Here is a 23,981-nt window from a genome sequence, read left to right as displayed (position 1 = left end):
AATGCTTGTTGCGATATCACTGACCGGGTGACTTCAAGTCACCCGGTCAGTTTGCTTTAGCCGTCTTGCTGGTCTTTTACGAATAAATTAGATTTAGTCAGTTTGTGGTCTAACTTGTAAGACTTCAAGATTTCAAGTAGGTTTTCAAATTTCCAATGTTCCATATAAGGATTGGCAAATATATTGAAATCATCGTTGAGGAAGTCACCCATAGGTAACTCAAAAGATTCATATTTACCTATGACAGTATTAGGGGTAGCTACAATGAAACGATATTCATTTTCGTGGCTATAGCTAGTGTCTTTTTTCAAAGCGGTAAATTTGTGTTTATTTTCAAATTTTTTAGAAAGATCAAAAGGCCATATGTCTACATAATCAACCTTGCCGCTTATAAAATGGTTGAAATCATGGTGAACGTATGATTCAGCGATTACCTTGATTAAATTGGTTAGCTCGTTAGGATTGTATCTGATTGCAACACCATCTCTGTTTGAATAAAGGTTCCACATTGCAAAAGATTCTTTTTTGCTTAAAAACCAACAACTAGCAAATTGCGATTTTTGAATTTTTGCTGTTTCATCGATTATATGCTTTCGTCGGATTTTACCTTCCTTTTGCAATTCTCTTTTTTCACTTTCAGTCCAAGATGGGGCAATTTCTCCCTCATAGTTACGACAATATACTTCATTGGCAATTAAGTCGTAGGTCATTCCTTCCAAAGGATCATCAAATTTATCCAATCGAGCGAAATAAAGTTTTTTCGTCCTAATCAATGAGGTAAATTTATGAAAGTCGAAATACCGCCACAGATATTCTCCATCCTTAAATTGGATGTTATCTTTCGATTCTATTTTCATTTTTGTAGTAAAACGTTGTTGTAAAATTCGCCTCAGCGTTAATTTGAGTAATCATCAAAAAGGGGCATTGGGGTTCTTCTGCTAGTCTTTGATATCCTATGTTTTCAATTTCAGAAAAGTATTTAATTGCGTCTTCTGCAGTTTCGAAAGAGCAATTTCGTTTTCCTCTGGTATTGATAAAAGGGAATCCAATGATGTCTGTTTTTGTCGTCATAATGTCTGTTGAATTAGTTCTCTCTATCTGCAATTTACCAATAAACGGCGAAACCGTTTCCCGCCCCTTAATGGGCATGTATATAGGTCGTTGTGGCGTTTTATTTGGGCGTTGTTTGTTGCTGTAAATACCTTGAAACGCGTGTTTCTGTGGCATGTGTTTGTTACCTCAACCGGAGAGATTACCCTTTTCCCCAGGGGGCACGGGATTTTCCCCGATGGACTTGCCTTGGGTACATGGGGGAAAACGATTATCCCCGATGTACTTGCCGTAAGTACACCGGGGATAATGTTCGGTACATAGGGGATCATGATGTTCCCCAAGGGGAAAATGCTTTGCCCTCGTGTACTTATCCCTTTCCCCAAGGGGAAATAGGCCGGTACATGTGTACTTGCGGCAATCCCCTCGGGGATGATGATGATCCCCTGGATTTTTGGGACAAACAGGTGTCAGATATTCCGGAATTGATGCAGTTTGTGAACCAGTTCGTTATTCTTACCCAACAAACCTTCCAGTAGGCTCACCACGTTCGAAGCGTCGTTGTAAGCCTCGGCGAGCGCTGCGTTCGATGCTTTGGTGGCTTTCATGGCCTCGGCCTGCGCCTTTTGCTGGGCCACCTCGGCTGAGGCAGCAGTGTCGGACTTGGTTTTTAAACCGGTTGCCCGGTTGGTGGGGTCAAAACCTGCTGCTGTCAGGGTAGCAGCTTCATTGTTGATTGTTGTGATGACGTGAACAACGAAATCACGTTTTTCTTTTTCAGTTAGACGTGCCATTGAAAGTTCGATTTTTAATTATTAAACAGCGTTGTCCGTTTGGACGAAATTTTCTTCCCGGTTCGTTTTTAATTCAGATCCGCTCAATCGTGCTCGTGCGATTTCCAATGCTCCGACTGTTCGTTTTGTATTAAACCGGCTTAACTTGGTTTGATATCGACGGATAAGTCCTGTAGTCTAATTTGTTATACAAGTTACGGTCTTGCGTATTTAGAGTCAATTTAAATTAAGTTAACTTCCGGGGCAAACCGGTGGGATTGAACCTAATTTTAGCTTTCCTGTTAGTAGGCAGGGGAAAACGGGTCATTTTTTTTCAGAATGGCCAGATAGAATTGGAGCAAATTAACCACAGAATTCAAAAATCTTTCAATCTTTGCAGAGACACTCCTCTTCCATGTTAAAACAGACGAAAACAGATAACGAGAATATGGTCTTTACACAGCGGAAATATTTGAATAATCTTCTGATCGTGCTATTTCTGATCGTATTTTCTGCATGTTCATCAACGAAGTTCGTTCCCGAAGGAAGTTACCTGCTCAATAGTCTGGAAGTTAATGTTGACAATAAACAGATCAATAAGGACGAACTGAAAAGACAGGTTCGGCAAAGTGAGAACCTGAAGATTCTGGGCTTTTTTAAGTTCCACCTGGGCTTGTACAACATGTCGTCCAGGAAAAAGGATAACGACTGGTTTAAGCGAATCGGTGAAGCTCCGGTTATTTACCAGGATTTTCAAACGCAACGTTCGCTGGAGCATTTGCAGGTCTATTTGAAGAATAAAGGTTATTACGATGCGATCGTCAGCGACACAACCATCTATCATTCGAAACGGAAAAAAGTAAGTCTGGTTTACGACATCCAAACCGGCGAACCGTATCGGATTCGGGATTATAACTATGAGATAGAAGACCCGAATTTACTGCCGTTAATTTTTAAAGATACCACAGAGCAGGTTGTTAAACCGGGCGATATTTTTGATGTTGATGAATTGAATGCCGAACGGACACGACTGAGCACTCAAATGAAAAATAACGGCTATTTCGCGTTTTCAACCGACCACATTCAATATGTTGCGGATACGGCACTGAATAATAAAGAGGTGAACCTGACGATTCAGATCAGCGATGCTAGCCTGCAGGAAAATGCAGATACTATCCGTCATCACCGGAAATTTGTGATCCGTCATTACACCTTTAACACCGATTTCACGCCGCTGCAATTTAGCCGGGCTTTCGGTGGTGCCGAGCGGGATACAATTTATGAACCGCCCTATTCCTTTATTTACAAGGATAAGCTCAGGTACAAACCGGAGTTACTCGAGAATTTGAACCGCATGAAGGATAGTACCTACTATTCCCTGGTAAATTCGGAAAGAACCTTCCGCTCGTTAAACCAATTGCAACAGTTCAAACTGGTGAATCTTAACTTTGAACCGGTTCCCGAATTCGGGAATGATTCGATCGGGGTTCTGGACTGTAATATGCAACTGTCGCCATTACCGCGTCAGGGGTTTTCGGTTGAACTGGAAGGAACCAACTCGTCGGGTAACTTTGGGGTAGCCGGAAACTTGAATTACCAGCACCTGAATCTTTTTCACGGGGCTGAAATCTTAAATGTGACACTGAAAAGTGCCTGGGAACGTCAGCAAACCTTAGTCTCCGACAATAAGTTGAATTTCAATACCCGGGAGCACGGACTGGAAACTTCACTGACGATCCCTAAGTTTTTAATTCCGTTTAATGCTGAGCGGTTTTTTAGCTACCAGGTGCCTCAGACTGTTTTCTCCGGCGGATATAATTACCAGCGCCGACCGGACTATACCCGTACAATTACAAACGTACGAATCGGGTATAAATGGAAAAGTAAACCATACCGAACAAATTATCTGAATGTGTTTGACTGGAACTTTGTGAATTTAAGTAATCTCAATGAGGATTTTATCAACTCCATTAAGGACTTGTATATCAAGAGTAGTTTCACCGACCACTTAATTATGGCCATAAACTATGCTTTGGTTGATAATACGCAAAGTACCGAGAAAGATAATACCTACCATTATTTCAAGTGGACCGTAGAATCTGCCGGAAATATTTTATCAGCTTATTGCAAGTTACTCGGTCGTTCCAAGTATCAATCGGTTGATACAGAAACAAACGAGACATCCGAATATTACCGGATATTGGGAAACCGGTTTGCTCAATATTTGAAAACAGATGTCGAATTTCGCTTAGGCTACAAACTGGATAAATTTAACACCATCGTAAGCCGTGCCTTCTTTGGTGCAGCTCTGCCTTACGGAAACTTCGATGTGATGCCTTTCGAGAAGAAATATTTTGGTGGAGGTGCCAATGGTATTCGGGCCTGGCAGGTGCGTACATTGGGGCCTGGTACTTACAAGGCTTCGGCGGACGAATATCCCAACCAATCGGCAGATATTAAGCTGGAAGGAAATATTGAATATCGTTTTCGTTTGATTGGTTTTATTGAAGGCGCTTTTTTCCTTGATGCCGGAAATATTTGGGCAATCAATTCCAAGGATAACAGGGAAGGGGCAACCTTTAAATTCAATCAGTTTTACAAAGAAATAGCCGTTGGTACTGGTACCGGCTTACGCTTTGACTTTAACTACTTTGTGTTCCGGTTCGATTTAGGAGTCAAACTACGTGACCCTTCTCTGCCGGAAGGAAAGCGTTTCATCCCCGGAAACTACCCGCTTAGGAGCGAGCATTATAATTTCAACTTTGCGATCGGCTATCCTTTTTAATGACCGTCTATTTGCGACGATAAGCTTTCCACCAAATCAGGAAGCCGCTGATAAGCACCATCAGCAGACACAAACCCGAAAGAGGAACATACAGGATGTAGAATGGTCCAACCAGGTGCTCAAAGATGCGGCCGGTGTGTACTTCAAGCGCTGTACTCCAAAGTGAAATTGGCGTTTTATCCAACAATTCTTTCGACATGTCCCATCGCTTTTGAGATCCTGTATGTTGCAATCCGTTGCTGTAATCAAAAAGATAGTTCTCTCCCTCTGCCGATTCCGTGTATCCTGTGATTAAATGATTTGATATCGGTCTTCCTGTGGCCGCATGAGGAGCGGTCCCGGTAAACGCGTCAATCACCAGTTGTTGACGGATATCCCAAACAAACAGTCCGCTGAACGATCCCACCAGGTATTGCGCCGGCCCTGTTTCCTGAAGTACATTGCAGCCCATCACGCTGACAGGTGGCTGAATTCTTGCCCGTTGAGGTTTTTGCTGCAGATTTTCATCGAAAAAGTAGAAGCCGTCAGCTGTCGACAGCACATATTTCTCAAGTGTTTCATCCCAAACCCCGCGACGAAGTTTATCGAACCATGGATTTGGATTGTCGAGCGTGGTTCCCGGAATGAGACCGACTTTGGTGTATGCAATGGGGATGAGCAGGGGAGGCCGCAGAAAAATCCCGGCTGAAGTATTGATCAGCAGAAAGACAATGAACAAGTAGCCGACAACATTGTGCCAGCGCAAGTTGAGACGACGGTTGGCAGTCAGCTTTTTGTTGTCTTTTTGTAATGTTTTTCGTCTTTTGGCAATTTTGGGTAAAAAGAAGTGAAGGAGCCCGGTCAGCGAAAGCAGAATGGTAACCAAGCCCAAAAGATCGACAAACAGTTTTCCGGGAAGCCCGAAGAGTTCGCCGCTGTGGAGTTGCCACAAGGTTTGAAAGAGCCCGGTTTCGCGAATATAGCCTTGGGGAGCGACCAGTTGAATACATTCGAAATCAAGCCCGTTCGCCGACTTTAACAGAAAGCTCCGGCTTAAAACAAGCAAGCTGTCTTGTTTCAGGAAAATGTCAGTCAGCCGTTCTTCCCGAATTGGCAGTTTTATTTTGTGCCAGGCTGAATCCTTTCGTTGGCGGCCATATAATCCGAATTGGGTGGCTGCATAGAGTTGACCGCTTGCCGTTTGAGCCATTCCCGAAATTTTCCGGTGGTCAATCCCTTTCGGGAAGCCTTGGTTAAAATCCGCAAATTGATTGGAGCGCTTTTCCCAAATACCGATGTTCCCGAAGATATACTCTGTGCTGTCCTTGGTAATAAGGTTACCGCGAACTGCTGCCAGATTCCAGTTGTCGTACTGATAGCCGGGCGGAAGTAGCTGCCGGTTAATGTCGACAGATGAGAACAACTCCCTGTGGTTCATGACCACTCCGGAGGTCGCAAAAAGAATAGCCAAAAGGGCAATAATGATACCCGGCCATTTATGGAGTTTGCGAAATAGTTTAAGCGCTTTATTTTTCATTTGTCGGATCACTCTCAGCAAAAATAGGAGCGCGGAAGGTACTAAGCTGTAATCGATGTTACAAACGAATGACTTTGTTTGAATAAAATGTGAAATCTGAGTGAAAGCATGGGTAATATTTTTGCAATCAGTAGTAAGCCTCTACTTTTGCCGCCGATTTGAGAGGATGAATAGCCGGATCGTATTTTTTTGTATTGGAGTTAAAAATACTGTTCGGTTGTCGCAAAAAAGAAAAACCATCAATTAACCGGAATAACAACATGTTAAAACGTATTACGGGAGCACTCCTTGTGTCCCTGCTTGCTATTACTACCCAAGCGCAACAAGCTAGTCTGAATGACTTCAAACTCAATTTTTACGGCTTCGTTCGTACCGATTTCTACCTGGATACTTACAAAGGAAACGATGTAGCTCATGAAAACTTTTACCTGGTTCCGCTGTATACCGGCGTGGATGCCAATGGTGAGGATTTGAATGAACAAACCAGCGCCAACCTGACAGCTTTAGCTTCGCGACTGGGCGTGAAAGTTAGTGGACCTGATTTATTGGGAGCTAAAACGGTGGCTGATTTGGAATTCGATTATGGCGGCATCAGCAAGTCTGAACCTACTTTGTTTCGAATCCGCCATGCCTATGTTGCTTTTAGTTGGGAAAAATCGAAGTTGACTGTTGGGCAAACCTGGCATCCATTCTGGGGTGGCGGCGTATATCCACAAGTTGGTGCTTTTAATACAGGTGCTCCGTTTCAGGCTTTTAACCGTTCACCACAAGTTCGGTTCGACTATAAACTGGGACAAGTTACCGTCGGTGCTGCTGCTGTTTACGAGAATCAGTTTACTTCCCGTTCGTTCGATACCGGGGTTTACACGACTGCCAACCAGGCACAGCGTAATGGTGTGATGCCCGAATTGACATTGGTTGCCGAATATAAATCGACAGACTGGACTTTGGGTGCAGGAGTGGAAATGAAGCGTATTAAGCCTCGAATGAGTACTACCGGAACAGCCGGAATATATAAAGCCGACGAGTATTTGATTAGCAAGGGAAGTATGGCTTATGTGAAGTATCAACACGAAAAGTTGAAGGTAACTGTTAAGTCCTTTTACGGCCAAAATATGACGCACCTGACCTTGTTGGGTGGTTATGCTGTGGCAAGTAAAGATGAACAAACCGGAGCTGAGACTTACACCAACTACAACAATTGCACTGGTTTGTTTAACCTGATTTACGGAATGAAATGGCAGGTTGGATGTTTCGCCGGTTACGGTAAGAATTTAGGAACAACTGATGCTGTTTATAATAATGGCGGATCTGCTTTGGTAGCCGGTTTGCTTCCGAATATTCAGGACGTGGCCAGAGGGTCGGTTCACCTGGCGTACAATATATTGAAGTTGCGTTTTGTTGCTGAATGCGAAGTTACTTCGGCCAACTACGGAACCGAAGGATTTGACTTCAGCGATGGTACTTATGCCACAACACACCGGGCTACCAACAAACGTGTGAGCTTGTCGATGGTGTACGCTTTCTAGGCTGTACTTCATTTCACAAAACAATACAGGGAAAGCCCCGAAATGCGGAATTTGACAAAAGGACAGCCTTTTTGTTAAATTCCGCATTTCTTTCTTTGGGCCGATGCCGATTTCGCAGCTTTTTTGTGTAAATTGTGCCGGTCAAAATCCAGGTAGGATTTTCAAATCTACTGTGCATTATTATGAAGAAAGTTGCAATACAAGGAATCGCGGGTTCCTTCCACGAAGATGCGGCACGCAAGTATTTCGGCGATGAAGAAGTTGAAATCGTAGAGTGTCGTTCTTTTCAAAGCGTATGCGAATTGGTTGATACTGATCAAGTCGATATCGCGGTGATGGCTATTGAGAATTCCATTGCCGGCAGTATTCTGCAAAATTATTCGCTTATACGCGATTATCACTTGCATGTAACCGGCGAAACCTATATCCACATCCAGATGAACCTGATGATGTTGCCGGGCGCAAAGGCGGAAGATATCAAAACGATTTATTCTCATCCGGTGGCCATTCGCCAATGTGTGGAGTATATTGAAAAATATTTCCCGAAAGCCCGGATCATCGAAAATCAGGATACTGCCATGTCAGGGAAGATTTTGGTGAGCGAAAAATTAACCGATGCAGCAGCTATTGGCAATTTGCGCACAGCCGAAATTTATGGCTTGAATGTGTTGGATAGCGGTATTGAATCGAACAAGAAAAATTATACCCGATTTTGGGTGCTGAGCAAGCACGCCAATCAAAACGGCGGAAGCAACAAAGCATCGCTGGCTTTCGAGGTTGGGCACTATTACGGCGCTTTGGCCCGTGTGTTAAATATTTTCGCTGAAAATCAGATTAACCTGAATAAAATTCAGTCGATTCCAATTGTCGGGAAACCAAACGAATATACCATCCATGTCGATGTGGAATATAATTCGGAGGAAAATTATGAAAAAGCAATCCACCGAGTCTTGAAAAATGTTTCCAGTTTGTCTATTTTAGGGGAATATGTTCGTGCTGAATTGGAAATCACTAACCAGTAAAAAATATAGCTATGAGTAAAATAGGATTATTCTTCGGACCAGAAAAAGGATCAGTTCATCGGGTAGCAGAAAAAGTACAAGCTGCTATTGGTGACGATTTGGTTGAATTGGTATCAGTAAATGATGCTGGAGCTTCCGATCTGGAAAAATACGATAAACTAATTTTTGGAATTTCTACTGTTGGTAAAGAAACATGGGATTCTGAATACTCAAATACCGATTGGGCCAGGTTCTTTCCGGAAATCGCCCAGGCAGATTATGCAGGCAAAAAAGTGGCTATTTTCGGTCTAGGTGATCACATCACTTACCCGGGACATTTTGTGAATGCCATGGGACGCTTATATCGTGAAATAAAATCAGCAACTCCTGACGCTGAAGTCGTTGTTCCTGTTGACCCTTCAGACTATGAGTTTGATGATTCAGAAGCTTTGGTTGATGGCAAATTTGTTGGTTTGCCGGTTGACGAAGATTTTGAACCGGAATTAACAGACGAACGGGTTGCCAGTTGGGCTGTTGCCGTGAAAGCCGCATTTGGTTTATAGCTCCGGGCTCGTTTAAGATGAGGTCGTTGTCTGTTTTTGAAAGACGTGACGATCTAATGACCTTCTTGCTCACCAGCATTAATTGATATTAACAGATCCGGTAATTTTCGGAATATCAACATGAAAAATACACCTATAAGTCGCGAACTGGTTGACCAATGTTTATCCCGTTTGCGAATTGATGAAGTTGGAGATGCGACCATTCGCGAAATCGTAGGATTGGTAAACGCCATCGAAGAAGAAAGTCCTGAAAAGTTTATACGCATGGAGATGGGGGTTCCGGGTCTTCCGCCGGCGAAGGTCGGTGTTGAAGCCGAAATTGAAGCTCTCAAATCAGGAGTCGCTTCGAAGTACCCGATGATTGATGGCATCAAGCCGCTTAAAGAGGAGGCTTCCCGCTTTGTTAAGTTGTTTATGAATGTTGATGTACAACCACAAGGCTGTGTTCCTTCTGTTGGTTCGATGCAGGGAACCTATTCGGCTTTTATGGTGGCCAGTCAGCTTGATCCGAAAAAGGATACGGTGCTGTTTATTGATCCGGGTTTCCCCGTGCAAAAGCAGCAGATGATGGTGATGGGCTATCGCTACGAAAACTTCGATGTATTCAATTACCGTGGCGCAAAACTGCGGGAAAAACTGGAAAGTATCCTCAGTAAAGGGAACATCAATTCCATTGTTTATTCCAATCCCAATAACCCCAGCTGGATTTGCTTTACCGAAGCGGAACTGCAAATTATTGGCGAATTAGCCACCAAATACGATATTATTGTCATGGAAGACCTGGCCTACTTTGCCATGGACTTCCGTCAGAATTTATATACGCCGGGCGAGCCACCCTATCAACCAACCGTGGCACGTTACACCGATAACTATGTGCTGTTTATTTCAAGCTCGAAGATCTTTTCGTATGCCGGTCAGCGCATCGGGATTATGGTGATTTCGGATGCCTTGTACAACCGCGATTACGAAAACCTGAAAACCCGTTTTCACAGCAACTCTTTCGGAAATACGATCGTTCAGCGGGTGCTGTATGCCATTTCATCGGGGACAAGCCATTCAGCACAATTTGCCTTGGCGGCTATGCTGAAAGCTGCCAATGAAGGGCGTTTCAACTTTGTAGATGAAGTAAAGGAATACGGAGCGAAGGCCAAAATCATGAAAGATTTCTTCGTGAAAAATGGCTTTGAGATCGTCTACGAGAAGGATGGAGACGAGCCCATTGCCGACGGCTTCTACTTTACCATTTCTTACCCGGGAATGACAGGCGGAGAGTTACTGCATAATTTATTGTACTACGGTATTAGTGCCATTACCCTGAAAAATACAGGGAGCGATATGGAGGGCCTTCGTGCTTGTGTGTCTCATGTCGGGCGAAGTCAGTTTGATGCGCTCGAAAAGAGACTCATGCAATTTAACCGGGATTTTCCACTCAACTAAAATCGAAGGAAATGACTGAAATGGGTTCGGGATACACGCAAACTTTTGATCAACTGAAAGCGTTTTTCGCAACGCGCCAACCCATTCATTTAAAAAAAGGAGAGATCTTTCTGAATTACGGAGAACCGAACCGGAAACTTGGACTTCTGCTCAGCGGCTTGTTGTATGCCTCCTATACTTCAGAGTCGGGACACGAATGGATTTCCCGCTTTTTCTACATCCCCGATAACGGTATTGTTAGCAGTCACGAAACATTTATGAGCGGCAAAGAATCGAATGAAATCATTCGTGCCTACGAAGATTCCGAGTTGATTTATATCGACCGCGGCGAATACGAAGAGCTGCTCGAACAAAACCCCGACTTGCACCGCTTGGTGCGTATTATGGCCGAAGAAAGTTACGTGCAGGCGCTTCGCCGGGTCCATTCATTACAATCGCTTACCGCTTCACAACGCGTTAAAATGTTTGTTAAAGAACACAGCGAGATCGTGTCTCGCGTACAACGCCAGCATGTTGCTTCCTATTTAGGTATCCATCGCAACATCTTCACTCGTATACTCAATAAAATATAGAGCTGATTATGCAACAATTGTTGCGGTTTAAGCTGTCTGTTTAAGATAGCTTTGTCTGAGAGTGAACAAAAGTTGATCACATGATCGGCCTTTTCATGTTGTGCGGCAAGTCTAAAATTTATCATGTTTTTTCAATAAAAGTATGGCCAAATTGCTAGAGACGGCATGAAAAGACCGGGACATTAAAAGAACGAACTTATGGCAAAAGTAATTGGCGCAGTTGTGGTTGATACGGAAGCGTGCAAAGGTTGTGGCCTTTGTGTCGTTGCCTGTCCGCAACAAGTTCTGGCGCAAAACAAGCAGGTAAACAGTCGGGGGTATCACTATTCATTTATGGACAAGCCGGAGGCATGCATCGGATGTTCAAACTGTGCGGTTATTTGTCCGGATACCTGCATCACGGTTTACCGAGTGAAAAAATCTCAAAAAGAGGAACAATGGGAGAACTAAGACTAATGAAAGGGAACGAAGTGATTGCTGAAGCAGCGATTCGCTGTGGTTGCGATGCTTACTTTGGATACCCGATTACGCCCCAGTCGGAAGTCATGGAGACGCTGATGAACAGGGAACCATGGGACGAAACCGGCATGGTGGTTTTACAGGCCGAAAGTGAAGTGGCCTCCATCAATATGGTTTACGGTGCCGCCGGTACCGGTAAAAAAGTGTTGACTTCCTCTTCGAGTCCGGGCATTAGCCTGATGGCTGAAGGGATCTCGTATATTGCAGGCGCTGAATTGCCCTGTGTCATTGTAAATGTTCAACGTGGCGGCCCGGGATTGGGAACCATTCAACCTTCGCAGGCCGACTACTTCCAGTCGACCAAAGGCGGGGGGCACGGCGATTACCGACTCATCGTACTCGCACCGTCATCGGTTCAGGAAATGAACGACTTTGTGGACCTGGCTTTCAAGCTGGCTTTTAAATACCGCAATCCGGCGATGATTTTAGCCGACGGCGCAATCGGCCAGATGATGGAAAAGGTCGAGCTGAGCGATTTCGTTCCCCGCAAAACGGATACTGAAATTGAAACCGAATACGGCAACTGGGCGACTACCGGAAAGAAAGCCAACCGCTCGAAAAATGTGATTACTTCGCTGGAGCTGGATTCCGTTTTGATGGAACAAAACAACCTTCGTTTTCAGGCGAAATATCGTCAGATGGAAGAAGAGGAAGTTCGCTACGAAATGATCCAGTGCGACGATGCCGAATACATCCTGGTCGCTTTCGGTTCTTCAGCCCGTATTTGTCAAAAATCGGTGGATATTGCCCGGGCAAAAGGATTGAAAGTTGGTTTAATCCGTCCGATTACGCTTTTCCCGTTCCCAACAAAACCAATTGCTGAACTGGCTGAGCGCGTGAAAGGCTTCATGACTGTTGAGATGAATGCCGGCCAAATGATCGAAGATGTTCGTCTGGCCGTTGGTTGCTCTGGTAATTCGAAGCCAGTCATCTATTTTGGGCGGATGGGAGGGATCATTCCATCTCCCGGCGAAGTTGTTGAGGCATTGGAACAAAAACTAATCGGAGGATAAACAATGGAACTAAAAGATATCATCAAAGAAGAAAACCTGGTTTATTCGAAACCAAAATTGCTTAACGACAACACCATGCACTATTGTCCGGGCTGTAGCCATGGGGTGGTGCACAAGTTGCTGGCCGAGGTGATTGAAGAACTCGGTATTCAGGAGAAAACCATTGGTGTTTCACCGGTTGGGTGCAGTGTGTTTGCCTACAACTACATCGACATTGACTGGCACGAGGCGGCTCATGGCCGCGCACCGGCTGTTGCTACCGGCATTTCGCGTGTGAACCCTCAGAAAGTGGTGTTCACCTACCAGGGCGACGGCGATTTGGCTTCGATTGGTACTGCCGAAATTATGCATGCTGCCAACCGGGGCGAAAACATTGTTGTCATCTTTATTAATAATGCCATTTACGGGATGACCGGCGGACAAATGGCACCAACCACCCTGCTGGGGCAGGTAACGGCGACTACGCCTTGCGGTCGCGACCTGGATCGCAACGGTTACCCCCTAAAAATTACCGAGCTGATCGGCCAGCTGCCGGGAACAAGCTACGTTTCCCGCCAGTCGGTACACACGCCGGCTGCATCGCGCCGATGCCGCAAAGCACTGAAAAAAGCCTTCGAAAATGCCATGGCTAAAAAAGGAACGTCCTTTGTTGAGGTGGTTTCGACCTGTAGTTCCGGTTGGCGACTAACGCCCATTGAAGCCAACAAGTGGATGGAAGATAACATGTTTCCGTTCTACCCGATTGGTGATATTAAAGACGGCGAAAAAGCCGGTCCGGAAGCCTACTTTCAACAAAACCTTAAAACTCAATTAGCATGACAGAAGAAATTATCATCGCCGGATTTGGCGGCCAGGGAGTGCTTTCAATGGGGAAAATTTTGGCCTACTCGGGCGTCATGCAAGGGAAGGAAGTAACCTGGTTCCCGTCGTACGGACCCGAAATGCGCGGTGGAACGGCCAACGTAACCGTGATCCTTAGCGACGATCGGATCAGTTCGCCCATTCTGCATGAGTTCGACACCGCCATCATTCTGAACCAGCAGTCGCTGGATAAGTTTGAAAACGAAGTGAAGCCGGGCGGAACGCTGTTGTACGATCCCAATGGAATTGTGCACCCGCCAACGCGGACCGATATCAATATCTACAAGATCGACGGAACCAAGATTGCCGCCGAAATGGGTAATGTAAAAACGTTTAATATGGTGGTGCTCGGTGCTTACCTGAAGGTGCGGCCGGTTGTTGCGATGGAAAGTATTCGCAAAGGCCTGGAGAAATCGCTGCCCGAACGTCACCATAAATTAATTCCGATGAACCTGCAAGCTATCGAAGCGGGGCAGCAACAGTTGGAAGCCGTACTGGAAGTATGATGTTTTATTTTGATCGCTTATATTGATGCGCCTGCCTTGGAAACGAGGCAGGTTTTTTTTTGAGACCGGCACGAGCAACAGCCGGCTCGCTTTTCAATATTCAACGGCGTCGCGCCGGTCGGTCTGAACCGGTTTCGGTTTTAACAGCGGGCAGGCGAAGCTGCACCGAGCCTGTTAAATTTTAACCGGCCCCCTGCAACGTTGCAGGGACCCTGTTAAATTTTAGGATGTGCCCTGCAATATTTTTTGGCAGCTATTAAGTTTTAAGAACTGTCCTGCAACATTGTTTGGTGGCTGTTAAAACTGAAACGTCGTTGTTTCGACCAACAGGCGGTCGTCGAAATTTTCGACAGCCCCGCCTCACTCCGTTTGATGCTGTCGAAATTTTCGAAAGCCCCGCGTGGCTTCATTTGATGCCGTCGAAAATTTCGACAGCATCAATTGGGGTGTTTTTATGCTTTCGAAATTTTCGAAAGGTGCATTTCACTTGTTTTGGCGTTTTCGAAAATTTCGACAGCCCCAAATGAAGCGGTTTCACCGTTTCGAAAATTTCGACAAGCTTTTCGCAGCGTTACCGCATGGTTTTGGCTATCGGTACAAACTGATATCATGCAAATACTCCGCGTCTTTCAGCAACTTTTGCTCGGGCTTCACAATCCCTAAATTCACCCAAGGCTCAATTTGGTAGCTGGCGTCCTTCACCATCATGTGTTTGCTTTGCTGGTCTTCAATCAGCAAGTCGGTGTTTTTATTCGTCAAATCTTTGTACGACCGCGGGCTCTTCCCAACGATTGACAGCCGGTTGTTGAATTGCAGGTAGTCTTGCCCGTTCACCAAAACGGTTAGTTGCCGGCTGGTTCCCTGCAGCCGAAGTTGGCCGTTTTGCAAGCTATAGCTAGCCTCGTTGTAATCGTCGGTAAGCTGCACGTCGTATTCCATCGGGTTCGATTGCAGGTAACTGGTATAGCTCACATATTTGCGTTTGTCGGGCGTTGTATTCCACGTCGCGTAGCGTAAGGCGCCGCTTTGTTTGCCAATGTAAAGCATACCGCTTTGCAGGGCCAAAACCAACTGGTCGTTCTGCTTAAATTGAATTTTGTAACACAGCTCGCCGTCGTATTCAACCTGTCCAACTTCGTCGTAATCGAAGCGGTCGGTTGTTTCCAGTCGCCAAAACTCGGGAGCGGTTGCCAGCACATCGGCAATAAGCGGATAAAACAAACTGCGGTGGTTGGGCTTCAACATCATCAGTTTGTGGCCGTTTTTATCTTCGGTGTTTTTAAACTTGGCTGTTTCGAAACGAATGGCTGACGGAATGCCGGGAGAGCCTGCGTTGGAGTAGTTGAAGGCCATCTCGTAAATGCCGTAAACATTGCCGTCAATCGCAACGGTTTCGCGGTTGTACCCATGGAAGCTTTCTTCGGAGGCATACAATTGACGCGATTCGCGAATGGCATTGCGAACAACACTCCGCGCTTTTGATGGTTCGTCGGGTTTTGAGATCGGCGCTTTTACCAGTTTAATTTGAATGACTGCACTGATGTTGGCGGGAACCGGCAGCTTCTGCGGCTGGTAGCCCGGACTGGATACCGTGATTTCCTGGTAGCCTTTCAGCCGGTCGGCCGACAGGAAAAACCCGCCCGCGCTGTTGGTGCATTCGTGGTAATATAGTGACGACTGACTCAGGTCGGCAAACGAAATGGGGTTGCCGGTTTCAGCATCGGTAACCACGCCCGTGTACATCCGGAGCTTGGCGTAGTCATTCGTTTGGTTGGCGCTTGTGGCCGTTGTAGCGGCAATTGCCGGTGCTGCCGTCATCCTGTTTTCCTGCTTTTGGTTTGGGTTGAAGGTGAAGGTTTGCGAACCGCTTTCGCCTTGTGCCGAGATTCCCTGAATTTGGAAGATGGTGTTCGCATTAACCACCGCTGAAGGAATGGCTATTTGAGCAACTCCGTTGGTGTCGGTAACCAGTTGCGGCTCCCAGAAAACAGTTTTGCGGAACTGGCTTGCTAACCCGTCGTCCGATGCTTTGTATTTAGGAATGTAGAATTCGCGTGGTGCTGTGATCCCGGTCAGGAACAGCGATTGCAGACCTTTGGAACGCTGGTAGAAGATACCGCCTTTCGATTTGGTTGTAATGAAAAGGAAAGCCGGAGGTGCGGTGGTTCGCTGTGTTGTTTCCATAAATTCCATTTGGTTGGGGAATAAATTGCCACCTGTTTCCAGCCCTTCAACCAAATCCTGCCGGCCAAGTTCAAGGCTAAGTGTGGTAAACACGTCCATGAACGACATGCTGACGTCGTAGTTTTTGGGTCTGGCTATAAAGTTGAGCGATTCAATTTCTCCGGGATCCATATAGCTCAGAAAGTCATACAACGGGACACTTTCACTGTTAAGGAAATCGCGGTCGACAAAAATGTACAGGTAACCATCCGGGTTTTCAGAGACATTGAAGTACACCGCAGGGGAGCCGATTTCAAAGGTGTCGCCGCTCAGACTGGCCACATCAGAGGGATTGGCAATGACAAGGTTGCAGTTTTTTGCCAGCCGGGCTTGGTAAGGCGCCTGGGTGATGCGAAGTCCGGGAACCTGATCCGCCAGCAAGTCCCAAAGATTCGCATACCAGGCTTTTTCTTCGGTCAATTGCTTGAGTTGGGCCGACTCGATCACCACATCGGGTTGGCCGGTTTGAGCGATCATCGAGTCGCGTCGGTTCAGAAAGTTGGAACGGGCTTCCACTTCTTCAATCAGAAACGTGTCCTTGCCCGGGAAATAGTAATTGTCGATTCGCGGTTTTTTGATGACAGCCGGCTTGGGTACTTCGGCTGTTGTTGTTGAGCTTGTTTCGACGCCGGATATTTGTTGGGTTGGTGGAAAGTTCAGCACCAGTGGCGACGAACCGCTTTTATCGATCTTATCGAAGCTCATCGCGTTCAGGTGCATCTGCTCCAGGTTTGTATTCAGGTCGATGATGTAGTCTTTTTGCCGGTCCGACCGGTTTTTGGTTTGAATGGTCAAGCTGGCCGAATCCGTAAACGCGGGCAACGAGAAATTAAACTGACCGTTTTCTTTGGTGTATGTTTTATCGATATCAATTGATTTTTTCAGCTTCAGAATAATCGATACCTCGAAGTTTTTGGGAACGGGCTTCCCGGTGAGCTTACGATAAATGCGGCCGTTTAGGTAAAGGCCCTTTTCGGGTTTATAAGCGAGTTGTTCGCTGCCAAAACTGGCGATATCAACCCAGTTAAAGCGCCGCCACCCGTAAGTCATCAGCAACAGGTCGCGCCTGGCGTTTTGTGTCGGGTCAGTCGGATTGAAAACGGCCGTATTGGCCAAAACTTCGCCTTGTAAGTCGGACGAGAACTGCAGGTAGTTGTGAATATTCTCCAGGCTGTCCAGTGAGTTTTCGAGCTTGCTATTCCAACCGGTCAACGAGAAGTTACAGTTCACCGGGCTGCCATCCTTGCGGAAGGCCTGCAGACTAAAATCTGCTGTCGTGTTGGTGTCATCGGTCCATGCTTTCACCAGTTTGAAACGGATGTTTTCTTCCTTATCCAAATAGACGAGTCTCTCTGCTCGCGGAATCCGGTTGATAAACAAGGTGAAACTCAGGATACCTTCGGGGAAATCTTCGGTCGGCACACTTAATTCCAGACGATGGTTTTCCAGAACGCCGGTAACCATGAACTTGGTATTACCCCGGCAATGCCCCAGTAATAGGAAATAGGGAGTTGTATTGCCGCTTTTCAGCAGCGCAAAATGAATGCTGTCGGCATCCTGCGTGAGGAGATGAATACTGTAGGCTTCATCGTTTATTCCAGGTAAATCGTACGTGAAGACCGAATCCCTATAGGAGATCTTTGCTGAATATTTTTGTCTGGCCTGAGGTGTGATCTTCAGGCTTCCCATACCGTCATATTCGGTGGAGAATCCGGTGATTGCTTTTCCATTGGCCGCCAATAATTGCCCGCTAACATTCAACGGGTTACCATCAGCATCAACGCAGCGAAAAGCCAACTGGTTTTCCTGTCCGGCAACCAGTTCACCACCTTCAGGCAAAAACCGGAGGTCTGGTTGCGGTGGCGACAATTTAATCCGGTACTTTTCACCGATCGATGACTCGCCGTTTTGTTTGACCGAAAGAATAGCTACCGGAGGTTTTAGCGAATCGGGAACAAAAAAGCTGAAGCTCCCCGTGTTGTTTGTTATGGGGCATACGGCACCCAGCATGGTTCCCCTGGCCAATTGCAGATGAACGTTGATATCTTCATTCAGCTCCCGTCCGTTGCGGGTGTGGGCATACATTTTTACAGAAACAGAGTCGCCCTTAGCGTAGGTTATGATTTTGGAATTGAACTCCCATTTGGTCTGGTCGGCAGTGCCGGACGCCACTGTGAGCAGTTTCTGAAACAGGAAATCAGAATCGAAGTTGCGCATGTAATTGGTATACGCAAGCAGCTTGTACTGGCCCGACATCAGTTTGTGGTCGAGTGCAAGGAAACCGTCGGAGAAGCCGCTCTCCAACGCGAAAAGTTGATGCGCCACTAATTTGTTTTCCGGAGAGATTAAATCAACATAAATTAGATTTTCGATTCCAATCGGTTTGTGGTTAATCGCATTCACCAAGCTGGCTTTAACCCAGATGGTGTCGCCCGGCAAATACTGGCTCGAGTTGGTTTGTACGTACAGTTTCTCCTGAATATTACCCAGTAAATACTGGTTGAGTTGGTAATGAACTTGTTGAGGGAAACTGTTTTGGGGATATGCTTTACATACGGTAATGAAGATGAAAAGCAAAGCGAGTTTAAGTTTTGGGTGCATGAGTAGTAGTGTTAGTAGTCGTTAGTGGGTTTTGACTTCTAAATTTGCAAAATGTTTAATAGTGTATTGTTAACTTGTAACGATTAAAATATGTTTTTTGGCAGTACGCTGATGTGGTGGTATTTATAGAAAGGTTGACCGCTTTTAGGAATGAAAACGCTAAAAGTTCCATTTGAGTCGGGCAAACAAAAGTTGACCAACGTCACCGTATTCACTGCCTTTAGAGCCAAAAAACAATTGACCCGCAAGCATGAGCTCCAAATTTGTTTGCAAGGAATAGTTGATAGCCGGTCCTAGGTAAAATGATCCATCTCCCGGATTGATAATTGTAGAAAAGTCGCCGGTAAAAAGTGGCGTGATCTGGTAAGAGCATTGTCCAAACAGTTCATATTTTCCGAGGGACAATGATTTTGCAGTAAGATTTTGATTTAAGATTGGGCTTAAACCTCCGGCTTTGCCGTTTTGGCCCGAACTATTGTACAGAATACCCGTGTGAAGATAAAGCGAATTGGGAAAAGAGTAGTCTGCTGAAATGGAAACGACAGTTGCAGATTCCGATTCTGACTGGTCTTTTCGGGGAACGAATTGACTCAGTTCACCACGAAATCCTGCACCATGAATATCTCCGGCCCAGCCCAACGCGGCAACCCAATCTGTTCCAACCCAACCGCCCAGAAATTGGAAATCGTAATTCCATTGGGAAAAGCGGTAAAGGCCAGCCAACGCCATTTCGTTAGCATTGTCGCCCATTTTATACACCAGTTCTGCCGATGAGGTTGTTCCGGTGTAGTACTGAATGCGAACGGCATCGGTGCCGGGGCGTTCTTCATAGTCGAAGTCGAAATAGGAGTACGAGTTGAAGATATCGTTGGGATTCCAAACCAGGTTTACGCCCCAGTTGATGCGTTGGCGGCCTGCCCGAATTTGCCATTTGCCAGTGGTCCAATCGATATACGCCCGATCGATCATCATGTGCATAAACCACGTGTCCCCATTGAAGGGGACAAAAGAGAGATCGAAGAACCCGTTGTCTGTATCGATGTAGCTTTGGTAGAGCGGGAAGTTTTTAACCAGGTTGCCTGAAATCAGGCGGTTTCTGTTTTCGATGACAATCGTCAGCTGATCAGTGGCAAGCCATTCAAAATTAAGTCGGTTGTGGATTGTATTGGTGTAAAGGTTGTCCTGGGATATTTCGGGAAGCTGTTGTGCCGGATGATAGAACATGAAAAGGTCTTTCACATAGCCGGTCAATGTCCAGTTGGGTTCCTGCGCCTGAACGGTCATCGCCAGAACTAAAAAGAGCGGATACAGGAAGAGTTTCTTTCGATTCATGACTTGATGTGGTTTTCCGGGCTACTATTCTTTTTTCAAATCACTGATAATTTGACCATCCTCAAGGGTGATTACGCGGCGGGCTTTGTTGACCACCCGTTGATCGTGTGTGCTGAATACAAAGGTGATGTTTTCTTTGCGGTTCAGTTCTTCCATAATATCGAGCAGGTTGGCAGTCGACTTAGAATCGAGATTGGCCGTTGGTTCGTCTGCCAAAACGAATTTGGGCTTTGAGGCCAGTGCTCGTGCAACGGCAACGCGCTGTTGTTGTCCACCTGATAATTTCGATGGACGGCTGTTGGTGCGATCACCCAGACCGACTTGTTCCAGCAACGCAATTGCCCGTTGTTGCCGTTCTTTTTTAGGCACTTCTTGCAGCTGCATGATAAATTCAACATTTTCCAGTGCCGTCAATACCGGGATCAGGTTGTAAGCCTGAAAAACAAAGCCAATGTTCCTTAGCCGGAAATCGATGAGTTTCGATGAACTCAGTTCGAGGATGTTGGTTCCGCCGATGCGAATTTCACCTTCGGTTGGTTCATCCAGTCCGCCGAGCATGTTCAGCAAGGTTGTTTTGCCTGACCCCGACGGACCAACAATGGCCGCAAATTCGCCCTGTTCAAAAGTCAGGTCAACGCCGTTCAGAGCATTCACTTTTACTTCGGTTGTGTTGTAAATTTTTTTGAGCTGTTTGACTTCGATTACGTTCATCGTGTTTTGAGTTATCGGTTATGCGTCTAATGTTCAGTGTCTAGTATCTAATGTCTCCTAATTTTTTACATATCAATCCTTATGGCTTCACCGGGTTTCAAACGAAGCGCTTTTAACGCCGGATAGATGGATGCGATGATGCCGGTGACCATGACCATGATTGCCACTTGCAGCGAAATAGACCAGGAGAGCCGCGTGTATACCAGGGTATCAAATCCCATGGATTTGTAGGCTGCGGACCAGGCTCCCAAGTCAATTCCTGTTGCGCCGAAATACAGGTTGAGCAGCCATCCCAGAATGATTCCGCAAAGACCACCAAACAACGATAGCATGACTGTTTCCAGCATGATCATTGCAAACACCCGAACCCGGTTCATGCCAATAGCCATGAGCATGCCCAGTTCTTTGGTTCGTTCCAGTACGGCCATGAGCATCGTGTTAACGATGCCAAAAAGGAGAGCCAACAAAATGATTCCAATAAAAATGTACATCGTCAGGCCAAAACTGCTTTCGAGTAGACTTACTTCAGGCATGATTTCGCGCCAGGTTTTTACACTCAGATTGGAAAGCTCGCTTCTGAGTTTTCTGGCTACCGGGTTTAACTGTTCATTCTGCGTAAGCAAAACGGCAATTTCGTGACTGGTATTTTCGCCGATCGCTAGCAAACGGCTAAGGTCTGTCTGGCGAACAAAGACATTTTTCTCATCGAAGCTTGTGTTGGAGGTTTCGTAAATACCAACAACTTTGAAAGCTGCTCCCGTAATATTTCCGGCCATATCCTGCACCGTAATCACCAGTTTCGATTTGAGTTTTACTTTTAGTTTTTCAGCTAGTTTTTCCCCGATGATGATCGGGTTGCGCCGGTCCTCTTCGAAATAACTCCCATCAATTAATTTGCTGTGCAGGTTGGTTACCTGAGCTTCCATTGTCGGATCAATCCCGGTGACTTTGACACCCGACCCAGTTGTCGGAGACTGAATCATGGTGTTGACAATAAGCCTGCTGCTAACAGCCTTTACGTTTTCTTCGGCCCGGATAGCCTGAACCACTGAATCGGTAGAAGTGATGACAAACTTTTTGTCCGGGTTTGTGAGGTATTTGGCATGGTGAATCTGGATGTGCGACGCTTCCGTTTTGATCGCCGAATTGATTCGCTGGTCCAGCATTCCCTTGTAGAAAGCCATGTAAAAGATTCCGGATGCCAGCCCCAGGGTAATGGCTATGAGGATGACCAGGCTTCTGGTTCTGCTTCTCCAAATATTTCTCCAGGCAATGGCTAATAGCATGGTTTTAGTGTTTTTAGTTTAGGCATGAAGTGCTCTTGTTAATTTCATTCCGTATGTTTTGACGAGCGGATAAACGTAAATGACCAGCGTAAGGATGAAGATGATGAGGACCTGCCGGGCAAAGATGAACCATTGGACCGAAAAGTACATGGCCGCTTCAAATCCAAACTCTTCATAAGCTTTAGCTGCCTCTCCGGTTAAAGGGATGGGGTGAAAAACCAGGTAGGATATGAGTGGCAGGCTGATGGCAAAACCCGCCAAAACGCCAATCAGGCCAATGAGTGCGGTTTCAATAAACAGGATGGCACTGAGCTGGCTCCTTTGCATACCAATGGCAACCATGATACCCATTTCCTTGCGACGCTCAGCCATCATCATAATCACCGTTCCGAAGATTCCAAAACCCACCAAAGTGTACAAAATTCCTTTCGTAATATAGGCTCCCGACCGGTCGGCATCAATCATGTTTTTGGTCAGTGGATCCATTTCATCCCAGCTCATAATTTCATAGCTGTCTGCCAAATCCCTCTTCAAACTGTGTTTTACCCTGTTCACTTCCGAATAGTCGCTCACCATGAGTACCAACGAGCTGTATTGGTTGGGGACCGAGAAAAAATTCTGTGCAGTTTTGAGGTCGATGTATCCACCCATGTTGTTCATTGCAGGCGAGGGGAATTTCAATATTCCACGGACTGGGAATAAAGCTGCCGCGCTGGCACCATGATAACCCTGACTGATTAAAACCAGGGTGTCGTTCACCTCGACTCCGAGATTTTTAGCCAGGTTAACAGCCAGTAATATCCCGTCGTCACCGGGTTTTAAATAGTTTCCTTCGACCACCCAATGCGAAAGTTTGCTCAAGTGATTTTCTTTTGGCGGATCGATGCCGATCAGTGCTGCGCCTTTGGTGTTATTGCCGTGCGACATCAGGGTGAATGATTCCAGGCGCGGGACATGAAACACAATATCGGGCGTGTTTTTCAACGTTTCCAACAAACTGTTGCCGGGGGTGAAGCAATAGTCGATGGTTTTATTCTCCCAATAGTCGTTTTGATGAATCTGAATATATCCGGAGTAGAAACTGACCACATTGTCGATCATTTTCGAGTAAGTGCCTTCCTGCATCGAGGTCATAAAGGTGCTGAGCAAAACACCAAAGAAGACAGATGCAGCGGTGATAATTGTCCGCTTGCGGTTGCGCCAGATATTGCGCCAGGCTAATGTCAGGTTCTTCCTCATAATTTTTTGGATTGAAGGCTTGAAGAACTGAAGGACTGGGTGTACCAAAGATTGGGCATAGTCAATTAGTTTGAGTTTTTTCTGGCAGTTGCCATGATCTTCAGGATTTCAAGGCTTTCGCTGTGAAGCGTTTTTGCCTGGTCGTTAGTACTGATCGAGGATAGGATTAAAAGATCGAGCCACATCTCGGTTTCATCTGCTTCTTCGACAACAATACTCAATTTGCTGAAGAATTCATTTTTAGATCGGGCACGGCATGCGGCTCGGTAGTTGGAGTAAACTGAACTTCCGGAACGAATTAGTTGACCTTTGATTGTTTTCGATTCCTGAGAATAGGGAATTTGTTGGGTCATCTTCAGTAGATTAAGGAAGAAGGTTCTTAAGCGAGTTTTCTGCTCATTCCGAAAATTAATTTGATCTGGTGTCGCCATGGTAATTATGATTTAAAAGGTGATCCGATTTAT

The 23,981-nt window shown here is 45.9% G+C and carries 20 protein-coding genes; 10 read left to right on the top strand and 10 right to left on the bottom strand.

From position 1 onward, the window contains the following. Positions 1-56 precede the first annotated feature (56 nt). The 3 genes from GJV22_RS02660 to GJV22_RS02650 all read right to left on the bottom strand — a co-directional run bounded on the left by GJV22_RS02660 (position 57) and on the right by GJV22_RS02650 (position 1,844). Complete coding sequence (locus GJV22_RS02660) at positions 57-740, bottom strand: DUF2971 domain-containing protein (protein ID WP_163708306.1); 684 nt, start codon at positions 738-740, stop codon at positions 57-59. 94 nt (positions 741-834) lie between these two features. Beyond that, entirely contained in the window at positions 835-1,227 is a 393-nt protein-coding gene (locus tag GJV22_RS02655; protein ID WP_163708303.1) for a hypothetical protein, read from the bottom strand. A gap of 293 nt (positions 1,228-1,520) precedes the next feature. After that, the gene (locus tag GJV22_RS02650; protein ID WP_163708301.1) at positions 1,521-1,844 is read right to left on the bottom strand and encodes a hypothetical protein; all 324 of its coding nucleotides are present in this window, start codon (positions 1,842-1,844) and stop codon (positions 1,521-1,523) included. 394 nt (positions 1,845-2,238) lie between these two features. Here GJV22_RS02650 and tamL point away from each other — a divergent pair, with 394 nt between their 5' ends. Beyond that, positions 2,239-4,608 (top strand): translocation and assembly module lipoprotein TamL, encoded by a 2,370-nt coding sequence (tamL, locus tag GJV22_RS02645; protein WP_163708298.1) that lies wholly within the window; start codon positions 2,239-2,241, stop codon positions 4,606-4,608. 7 nt (positions 4,609-4,615) lie between these two features. Here tamL and GJV22_RS02640 read toward each other — a convergent pair whose 3' ends face one another. Beyond that, on the bottom strand, positions 4,616-6,124 hold the full coding sequence (locus tag GJV22_RS02640; RefSeq protein ID WP_163708296.1) for a PepSY-associated TM helix domain-containing protein: 1,509 nt from the start codon (positions 6,122-6,124) through the stop codon (positions 4,616-4,618). A 260-nt stretch (positions 6,125-6,384) separates the two neighbouring features. Here GJV22_RS02640 and GJV22_RS02635 point away from each other — a divergent pair, with 260 nt between their 5' ends. From GJV22_RS02635 to GJV22_RS02595, 9 genes are all read left to right on the top strand, one after another. Then, a complete protein-coding gene (locus tag GJV22_RS02635; RefSeq protein WP_163708293.1) occupies positions 6,385-7,653 on the top strand; it encodes a hypothetical protein in 1,269 nt (422 codons plus the stop codon). Between the two features lie 182 nt (positions 7,654-7,835). After that, the gene (locus tag GJV22_RS02630) at positions 7,836-8,675 is read left to right on the top strand and encodes a prephenate dehydratase (protein ID WP_205461724.1); all 840 of its coding nucleotides are present in this window, start codon (positions 7,836-7,838) and stop codon (positions 8,673-8,675) included. 11 nt (positions 8,676-8,686) lie between these two features. Next, the gene (locus GJV22_RS02625) at positions 8,687-9,217 is read left to right on the top strand and encodes a flavodoxin domain-containing protein (RefSeq protein ID WP_163708292.1); all 531 of its coding nucleotides are present in this window, start codon (positions 8,687-8,689) and stop codon (positions 9,215-9,217) included. 120 nt (positions 9,218-9,337) lie between these two features. Then, positions 9,338-10,654: an aminotransferase class I/II-fold pyridoxal phosphate-dependent enzyme gene (locus GJV22_RS02620; RefSeq protein WP_163708289.1), complete on the top strand. Its 1,317-nt coding sequence runs from the start codon at positions 9,338-9,340 to the stop codon at positions 10,652-10,654. Positions 10,655-10,665: 11 nt separating this feature from the next. Then, on the top strand, positions 10,666-11,226 hold the full coding sequence (locus tag GJV22_RS02615; RefSeq protein WP_163708285.1) for a Crp/Fnr family transcriptional regulator: 561 nt from the start codon (positions 10,666-10,668) through the stop codon (positions 11,224-11,226). Positions 11,227-11,424: 198 nt separating this feature from the next. Next, on the top strand, positions 11,425-11,676 hold the full coding sequence (locus GJV22_RS02610) for a 4Fe-4S dicluster domain-containing protein (RefSeq protein ID WP_163708282.1): 252 nt from the start codon (positions 11,425-11,427) through the stop codon (positions 11,674-11,676). After that, positions 11,664-12,758, top strand: coding sequence for a 3-methyl-2-oxobutanoate dehydrogenase subunit VorB (locus GJV22_RS02605; RefSeq protein WP_163708278.1), 1,095 nt, complete (start codon positions 11,664-11,666; stop codon positions 12,756-12,758). Before GJV22_RS02610 ends, GJV22_RS02605 begins: the two co-directional genes overlap by 13 nt. A gap of 3 nt (positions 12,759-12,761) precedes the next feature. Next, positions 12,762-13,577, top strand: a complete 816-nt coding sequence (locus GJV22_RS02600) for a thiamine pyrophosphate-dependent enzyme (RefSeq protein WP_163708275.1) — start codon at positions 12,762-12,764, stop codon at positions 13,575-13,577. Continuing rightward, on the top strand, positions 13,574-14,125 hold the full coding sequence (locus GJV22_RS02595) for a 2-oxoacid:acceptor oxidoreductase family protein (RefSeq protein ID WP_163708271.1): 552 nt from the start codon (positions 13,574-13,576) through the stop codon (positions 14,123-14,125). Before GJV22_RS02600 ends, GJV22_RS02595 begins: the two co-directional genes overlap by 4 nt. A 588-nt stretch (positions 14,126-14,713) precedes the next feature. Here GJV22_RS02595 and GJV22_RS02590 read toward each other — a convergent pair. From GJV22_RS02590 to GJV22_RS02565, 6 genes are all read right to left on the bottom strand, one after another. Next, the gene (locus GJV22_RS02590; protein ID WP_163708268.1) at positions 14,714-18,949 is read right to left on the bottom strand and encodes a peptidase associated/transthyretin-like domain-containing protein; all 4,236 of its coding nucleotides are present in this window, start codon (positions 18,947-18,949) and stop codon (positions 14,714-14,716) included. A 159-nt stretch (positions 18,950-19,108) separates the two neighbouring features. Then, entirely contained in the window at positions 19,109-20,281 is a 1,173-nt protein-coding gene (locus GJV22_RS02585; RefSeq protein ID WP_163708265.1) for a hypothetical protein, read from the bottom strand. A gap of 24 nt (positions 20,282-20,305) precedes the next feature. Further along, a complete protein-coding gene (locus GJV22_RS02580; protein ID WP_163708262.1) occupies positions 20,306-20,992 on the bottom strand; it encodes an ABC transporter ATP-binding protein in 687 nt (228 codons plus the stop codon). Between the two features lie 65 nt (positions 20,993-21,057). Continuing rightward, complete coding sequence (locus GJV22_RS02575; protein WP_163708259.1) at positions 21,058-22,278, bottom strand: ABC transporter permease; 1,221 nt, start codon at positions 22,276-22,278, stop codon at positions 21,058-21,060. An 18-nt stretch (positions 22,279-22,296) separates the two neighbouring features. Next, on the bottom strand, positions 22,297-23,517 hold the full coding sequence (locus GJV22_RS02570) for an ABC transporter permease (RefSeq protein WP_163708256.1): 1,221 nt from the start codon (positions 23,515-23,517) through the stop codon (positions 22,297-22,299). A gap of 65 nt (positions 23,518-23,582) precedes the next feature. Then, entirely contained in the window at positions 23,583-23,948 is a 366-nt protein-coding gene (locus GJV22_RS02565; RefSeq protein WP_163708253.1) for a four helix bundle protein, read from the bottom strand. Positions 23,949-23,981: the final 33 nt, after the last annotated feature.

The organism is Mangrovibacterium lignilyticum (assembly GCF_010882175.1).
Lineage (GTDB): Bacteria > Bacteroidota > Bacteroidia > Bacteroidales > Prolixibacteraceae > Mangrovibacterium > Mangrovibacterium lignilyticum.
This window is presented reverse-complemented; position numbering and strand designations above follow the sequence as displayed.

Bases quoted from the DNA above. Each gene is read 5' to 3' on its own strand.
- GJV22_RS02575 (WP_163708259.1), bottom strand. From the start codon at position 22,278: ATGCTATTAGCCATTGCCTGGAGAAATATTTGGAGAAGCAGAACCAGA.
- GJV22_RS02585 (WP_163708265.1), bottom strand. From the start codon at position 20,281: ATGAATCGAAAGAAACTCTTCCTGTATCCGCTCTTTTTAGTTCTGGCG.
- GJV22_RS02630 (WP_205461724.1), top strand. From the start codon at position 7,836: ATGAAGAAAGTTGCAATACAAGGAATCGCGGGTTCCTTCCACGAAGAT.
- GJV22_RS02655 (WP_163708303.1), bottom strand. From the start codon at position 1,227: ATGCCACAGAAACACGCGTTTCAAGGTATTTACAGCAACAAACAACGC.
- GJV22_RS02565 (WP_163708253.1), bottom strand. From the start codon at position 23,948: ATGGCGACACCAGATCAAATTAATTTTCGGAATGAGCAGAAAACTCGC.
- GJV22_RS02605 (WP_163708278.1), top strand. From the start codon at position 11,664: ATGGGAGAACTAAGACTAATGAAAGGGAACGAAGTGATTGCTGAAGCA.
- GJV22_RS02570 (WP_163708256.1), bottom strand. From the start codon at position 23,517: ATGAGGAAGAACCTGACATTAGCCTGGCGCAATATCTGGCGCAACCGC.
- GJV22_RS02635 (WP_163708293.1), top strand. From the start codon at position 6,385: ATGTTAAAACGTATTACGGGAGCACTCCTTGTGTCCCTGCTTGCTATT.
- GJV22_RS02600 (WP_163708275.1), top strand. From the start codon at position 12,762: ATGGAACTAAAAGATATCATCAAAGAAGAAAACCTGGTTTATTCGAAA.
- GJV22_RS02650 (WP_163708301.1), bottom strand. From the start codon at position 1,844: ATGGCACGTCTAACTGAAAAAGAAAAACGTGATTTCGTTGTTCACGTC.
- GJV22_RS02625 (WP_163708292.1), top strand. From the start codon at position 8,687: ATGAGTAAAATAGGATTATTCTTCGGACCAGAAAAAGGATCAGTTCAT.
- GJV22_RS02620 (WP_163708289.1), top strand. From the start codon at position 9,338: ATGAAAAATACACCTATAAGTCGCGAACTGGTTGACCAATGTTTATCC.
- GJV22_RS02595 (WP_163708271.1), top strand. From the start codon at position 13,574: ATGACAGAAGAAATTATCATCGCCGGATTTGGCGGCCAGGGAGTGCTT.
- tamL (WP_163708298.1), top strand. From the start codon at position 2,239: ATGTTAAAACAGACGAAAACAGATAACGAGAATATGGTCTTTACACAG.
- GJV22_RS02610 (WP_163708282.1), top strand. From the start codon at position 11,425: ATGGCAAAAGTAATTGGCGCAGTTGTGGTTGATACGGAAGCGTGCAAA.
- GJV22_RS02580 (WP_163708262.1), bottom strand. From the start codon at position 20,992: ATGAACGTAATCGAAGTCAAACAGCTCAAAAAAATTTACAACACAACC.
- GJV22_RS02590 (WP_163708268.1), bottom strand. From the start codon at position 18,949: ATGCACCCAAAACTTAAACTCGCTTTGCTTTTCATCTTCATTACCGTA.
- GJV22_RS02640 (WP_163708296.1), bottom strand. From the start codon at position 6,124: ATGAAAAATAAAGCGCTTAAACTATTTCGCAAACTCCATAAATGGCCG.
- GJV22_RS02615 (WP_163708285.1), top strand. From the start codon at position 10,666: ATGACTGAAATGGGTTCGGGATACACGCAAACTTTTGATCAACTGAAA.